Annotated in this window: 6 protein-coding genes and 1 pseudogene; 1 reads left to right on the forward strand and 6 read right to left on the reverse strand. The window is 45.1% G+C overall.

Going from position 1 to position 5,418, the window contains the following annotated elements; genetic code table 11:
• The 3 genes from GRP75_RS18280 to GRP75_RS18290 all read right to left on the reverse strand — a co-directional run.
• Positions 1-483: aldose epimerase family protein (locus tag GRP75_RS18280; RefSeq protein ID WP_483311095.1), on the reverse strand; the 483-nt coding region annotated here is incomplete at its 3' end.
• 137 nt (positions 484-620) lie between these two features.
• Complete coding sequence (locus tag GRP75_RS18285; RefSeq protein ID WP_160789989.1) at positions 621-1,424, reverse strand: MBL fold metallo-hydrolase; 804 nt, start codon at positions 1,422-1,424, stop codon at positions 621-623.
• Positions 1,425-1,550: 126 nt separating this feature from the next.
• Positions 1,551-1,847 carry a hypothetical protein gene (locus GRP75_RS18290; protein WP_023988878.1) on the reverse strand — a complete coding sequence of 99 codons (297 nt, stop codon included), beginning with the start codon at positions 1,845-1,847 and terminating at the stop codon, positions 1,551-1,553.
• A 162-nt stretch (positions 1,848-2,009) separates the two neighbouring features.
• Between GRP75_RS18290 and GRP75_RS18295 the strand changes: the two genes are divergently transcribed.
• Positions 2,010-3,242, forward strand: coding sequence for an aminopeptidase (locus GRP75_RS18295; RefSeq protein WP_025722749.1), 1,233 nt, complete (start codon positions 2,010-2,012; stop codon positions 3,240-3,242).
• Positions 3,243-3,317: 75 nt separating this feature from the next.
• On the opposite strand, the gene GRP75_RS18300 is transcribed toward GRP75_RS18295, so the two are convergent.
• The 3 genes and pseudogenes from GRP75_RS18300 to GRP75_RS18310 form a co-directional block, all read right to left on the reverse strand.
• Entirely contained in the window at positions 3,318-3,809 is a 492-nt protein-coding gene (locus GRP75_RS18300; protein WP_160789990.1) for a hypothetical protein, read from the reverse strand.
• 154 nt (positions 3,810-3,963) lie between these two features.
• Entirely contained in the window at positions 3,964-5,082 is a 1,119-nt protein-coding gene (locus GRP75_RS18305) for a glycerol dehydrogenase (protein ID WP_160789991.1), read from the reverse strand.
• A 36-nt stretch (positions 5,083-5,118) separates the two neighbouring features.
• Positions 5,119-5,418, reverse strand: a pseudogene (locus GRP75_RS18310) (biotin synthase BioB); the annotation flags it as partial.

Raw genomic sequence — 5,418 nt, forward strand, 5'->3', positions numbered from 1 at the left:
ATGCAGGCCAAATTCGTCCAGGCTGTACGTTAACTTCATGGTAAAGGTGAAGGGTAAATAGCGGAACATGGGATGTCCTTCCCTTACATGCTGATTCATTACCACATAGCTACCTTGCTCCCCGGAACCGTAGTCCTCAACCTCCCACCGAACAGTGTGTAAAAAGCCGTGCAGATGGTTGTGGGTCGCCTCTTCATTTATCGGCAGCTCATATGTAACACCATTCCACAGGAATTTTCCATCCTCATACTGATTCGGAGGGAACAGGAAAGGAATTCCGTAAACGGACGGGCTTTGCTTAAAAGCCTCTATGCTCTCAGCATCTGGCTCACGCAGAAAAGAATATCCCGTTTCATTGTCACGAAAAGAAATCAGATTTGCGCCGTTTCCCGGCAGGGCAACCGCTTCATATCGTCCAAATTTAAGACGAATCGCCGGTATTCCATAATAAAGATCACCAATTGCAGCATGTTGTTGTGTCATCAAAAAATCCTCCTTGATGAAATGACGATGTTTAATGAAAGCGTTTAGCTTTTGGCTTGACTATACCATGCTGAGCAAAAAAATTCCACGTCCACACAAAAAACGATGCCCTGCAAGGCATCGTCCTTCACACATCACTACACATAACGTCCCTGTTTGGGTATAGCCATGTGTTCAAAATCTCCCGCCAGTCGCTCCAGCTGATCTGTCAGCTCAGCACCATGCATGTAATGACCATGTCCTGTAACTGCAATCTCAGGCTTTAACTTGGCCAGCATTTCCACCGAACGCTGCGCAGCTCGCCAATCTGTTGTAAAATACGCAGGAGGCCCATGTATTTCTTTTTCCTGTAAAATAACGGCCAGTGCCGATTCCTGTTTCACCGTAATAAAAGCATCACCGGCCACCATTAACCTTCTTCGCTCATGAAAAAGCGATACATGACCAGGCGTATGTCCTGGCGTATGCAGCCACTTCCAACCAGGGGCACCGGGGACACTGCCATCTTGGGGCAGGGATGTGATGCGATCATCGAGATCTATAGCATCATTGGGGTATAAGAAGGAAATGCCCGACATTAAACCTCTCCCTACACTAGGGTCAGGTTTTTGATAATCCTTCATTCCCGTCAAATAAGGTAATTCCAAAGGATGTGCATAAACAGGTGTACCCCAATGCTGTACCAACTCAATAACCGAACCTACATGATCAAAATGACCATGTGTAAGCACAATAGCGATTGGAGGGCCAGCGAACCGTTCCTCTGCCAGGCGTATAATCGAGTCTGTAAATCCTGTCATCCCCGTATCCACCAGCACCCAGGAGCGGCTTCCCGGCTCTCCAATAAAACACATATTTACAAACAGCGTCCGTAAGCTCAGGAGATCGGGAGCAGCCTCTTCATTTGCCGTCATTCCTTCGGTGAACAGATGATTTGCCAAAGCTTCACCCTCCTATTCACATGGAATTTCCTGTTAATATCGACCTTTAGGCTTCCCCCATGTCAGCAGATTATGCGGACACTGCTAAATATAATCCGCTTGTCACGAAAATAGACCATGTTTACATTACTCGGGTAATTTACTCCATGCCGTATCTAGCAAATAGTCGAACAAATCATCATTCTCTTCAATCCAGCTATCCATTTGCAGCATCTCTTCCTCCACCCGTGGCTCTCCCGCAAAATGGAGACTGTAATCCCATTCCTTTCCCCTTTTACTGTGGAATGTGATTTCATATACAGAACTCTGTCCGTCTACTCCAAATACCACTTGGCCCAGATAAGCACCATTCTCATCTCTTGTCATTTGTGCCTGTTGAATATGTACTTCTTTCACTTCCTGAGGTGAATTTTGCTCTGTCATTCATCTATCCGCCCTTTCATTTTCACTAAATAGTACCAAAACTGATTTGTGAACCTTTTCGTTACATTGTACAATATATAAGCTATATGTGGAATTTGCAAAAAAACTGTGCAAGTTACCCAAGCCTTGTTTAAGGCTTTTCGTGAAATGGAGGAAAGTTACATGTCAGATTTTCAACAAAAATTGCAAAAATATGCCGAGTTAGCCGTTCGGGTCGGCGCCAATGTACATCCTGGGCAGACACTCATCGTTCATGCGCCAATCTTGTCCGCCGAACTCGTGAGACTTATCGTCAAATCAGCGTATACTGCCGGAGCCAAGCTGGTTACAGTAAAATGGAGTGATGAGACCATTACTCGATTACAGTATGAACTAGCTCCTGATGAAACTTTTAATATTGCTCCCAAATGGTACGCAGCCGAAATGACTGAAGAGGTCGAAAATGGCGCAGCTGTACTGCATGTCATTGCAGAAAATCCGGATTTGCTTAAAGGGATTCCGTCCAGCCGAATTACTGCTGCCCAGCGCGTGCGTTCACATGAATTACGTCAATACCGCGAATATCAAATGGCCGACAAATTCAGTTGGTCTCTAATTGCTTATCCTTCAGCAGAATGGGCTGCCAAAGTATTCCCTGATCTGCCAGCTTCAGAGCAAATGGATAAACTGTGGGATGCCATTTTCAGCACCGTGCGTGTGGATCTGGATAACCCCGTGGAGGCGTGGAAAGAGCATTTGAAAACCCTTTCCAGCAAATCTGATATTTTAAATGCCAAACGCTATAAAAAGCTGCATTATCTGGCTCCAGGCACAGACCTCACCATCGAATTGGCAAAAGATCATCTGTGGGTAGCAGCCGAAAGCGTCAACCAACAGGGACATACTTTTGTAGCCAATATGCCTACTGAGGAAGTGTTTACAGCTCCGCTCAAAACGGGAGTGAACGGTAAGGTCAGCAGCACCAAGCCACTTAGCTACAGCGGAAATATCATCGACAACTTTTCATTGACTTTTGAAAATGGACGTATTGTCGATGTACAGGCAGAGACCGGTTTGGAAACTCTTCAGCATCTCGTAGAAATGGATGAAGGTTCACACTATCTGGGTGAGGTTGCTCTCGTACCTCATAAGTCACCTATCTCTGATAAAAATATTTTATTTTATAATACGTTGTTTGATGAAAATGCCTCTAACCATTTGGCCATCGGTAATGCCTATGCATTTAACCTTAAAGGCGGCAAGGATATGACTCAAGAGCAGTTGGCTGCCAACGGCCTGAATTCCAGCCTGACACACGTCGACTTTATGATCGGTTCAGGTGAAATGGACATCAACGGCGTTACCGAGGACGGTACTGAGGAACCTATCTTCCGTAAAGGAAATTGGGCGATCTAACACGGCAAAAAGGCTCTCACCGCTTCATGCGGGAGGGCCTTTTTGCTTCATCCTATAGGCTATGTTAGATCTATTTTACAACGTGTTAATCCAAGAATTCGCTGCAATTCCAAAAACAATTTGTATCACGCTGATGATGAAAAAGACAATAAGACAATTTACAACTCTTCGATTGGTGGTTTGATGCATGGATAAAGATGATTTCACATAAAACATACTGCCTAATATCCCCAAACACAGACCAAAGATGCCAGCAAATAGCCATCCTATAACTAAACTGACCACGACAAAAGCCCAACTCCAGCCGGGAACTTTACTCACAGGAACATAAGGTTGATTGGACCCAAGATACACACCGTCCACGGCTAAATCTGCATTGTTGCCAATGACAACAACATTTACAGCTTTTTCTTTCAATCTAATTGGAAAATCAATCAAGTTCAAAAATGCGTTCTGGCTTTTAACCTTCTGCTCGCTTCCATTTACAATAATTTTTCCGCCAGTTAAGCTACGCTTGTATTCAATACTATATTGAGTACCTTGATCTTCTACATTCCATTTTGCCATCGCTAAACCCCTCTCACATTTTAGGGGAGCCATAAATATACTCCCGGCATTTCCTGATTATGTACCATAAAAATCATAACATAAGCTGCAAGTTAAATAATGGGAAAAAGGCCGCTGATCAGCGACCTTTGATTCTACTTTATTTCGTATGGGGTTAGTTTCTATGTCCAATCTTAGCCTTGTAGGCAAGTGAATACTGGTCAGCCGCTAAAATCGCATCAAGCACATCATCCGCTGTGACAGCAAATGGTAGATTGTGAGCAGTTTCGCCTTCTTTGGTAGCAGCCTGGGCTACCCGGTACAAATCCTCTCGGGAAGCTTCCTGGAGCTTAATGTCTTCCAGCGTGACAGGCAGATCGAGTTTTAGATAAAAGTCAATATACCGCTCCACCTCGGACAAAGGTCTTTTTTCCAAGGCAAGCTGGACTAAGGTGCCAAAAGCTACCTTCTGACCATGTGTCAGGTGATGAATGTCTCCTTCCAGAACGGTAAAACCATTGTGAATCGCATGTGCGCCTGCCAAACCGCCGCTTTCAAAGCCCAAACCGCTTAGCAACGTATTGGCTTCCACTACCGCTTCAAGCGCAGGTGTGACGACTTTGCGTTTCACGGATTCGTAAGCCTGCAGTCCGTAATCGAAAAGAACTTCCTCACACTTGGACGCAATGGCTTCTGCCGCCAAGGTTGGCAAACCACCAGCCATTGTCGTTGCGCGAGCTTCAATGACCGCACGGGCTTCAATCCACGTCGCCATGGCATCTGCAATACCTGAGGAGAGAAACAAGGGCGGCGCTTGAGAAATGACTTTCGTGTCCACCAGGATCAGGCTCGGATTTTTACTGAAAAAGGTATACGTATCAAATGCACCCTCATCGGTGTACAAAACAGATAGTGCACTAGTAGGGGCATCTGTAGAAGCGGTTGTTGGAATAATCACAACCGAGGAACCGAGTAGTTCATTAACGGCTTTGGCAGTATCCAGCGTTTTACCACCACCTACACCAATGACAATGTCGACCTGGGCGCTTCGTCCCTGATCCGCAATACGGTTGACTTCATTGTTGGATGCTTCCCCTTGAAACTCAATTTTAACCGCCGCAATATCAGCCTGTTCCAGGCTTTTTACTACGCGGTCGGCTGCAATCTCCCAAACCAGCTTGTCTGCAATAACCAAGGCAGTATGACCAAATGGCTTAACATACTCACCTGTTTTATCAATCACATTTTTCCCTTGCACATATTTACCTGGACTAATAAATACTTTTTCGCTCATCGTTTAACTCTCCCTTCCAAGTTTGTACAATTTCTATTATATGGCTGAAAGGGCACACATCTCAATTTCGAAACCAAGATCTTCAATCATTTGATGATCAAATGTGACCTCTTGGCCTTCTGTCGTTAAATAATCTCCTACAAAAATTGAATTCGCTGCATACAGGCATAGCGGTTGTAACGAGCGCAAATTCAACTCTCGTCCACCTGCAACGCGTATTTCTTTGGATGGACAGATGAAGCGGAACAGTGCCAGCACCTTCAAAGCTTGGATAGGTGATATTCGCTTTGCTCCCTCCAACGGGGTTCCAGGGACTGGATTCAAGAAGTTAACCGG

Source organism: Paenibacillus sp. OT2-17, from assembly GCF_009827695.1.
GTDB lineage: Bacteria > Bacillota > Bacilli > Paenibacillales > Paenibacillaceae > Paenibacillus > Paenibacillus polymyxa_B.

Bases quoted from the DNA above. Each gene is read 5' to 3' on its own strand.
- GRP75_RS18290 (WP_023988878.1), bottom strand. From the start codon at position 1,847: ATGACAGAGCAAAATTCACCTCAGGAAGTGAAAGAAGTACATATTCAA.
- GRP75_RS18295 (WP_025722749.1), top strand. From the start codon at position 2,010: ATGTCAGATTTTCAACAAAAATTGCAAAAATATGCCGAGTTAGCCGTT.
- GRP75_RS18300 (WP_160789990.1), bottom strand. From the start codon at position 3,809: ATGGCAAAATGGAATGTAGAAGATCAAGGTACTCAATATAGTATTGAA.
- GRP75_RS18305 (WP_160789991.1), bottom strand. From the start codon at position 5,082: ATGAGCGAAAAAGTATTTATTAGTCCAGGTAAATATGTGCAAGGGAAA.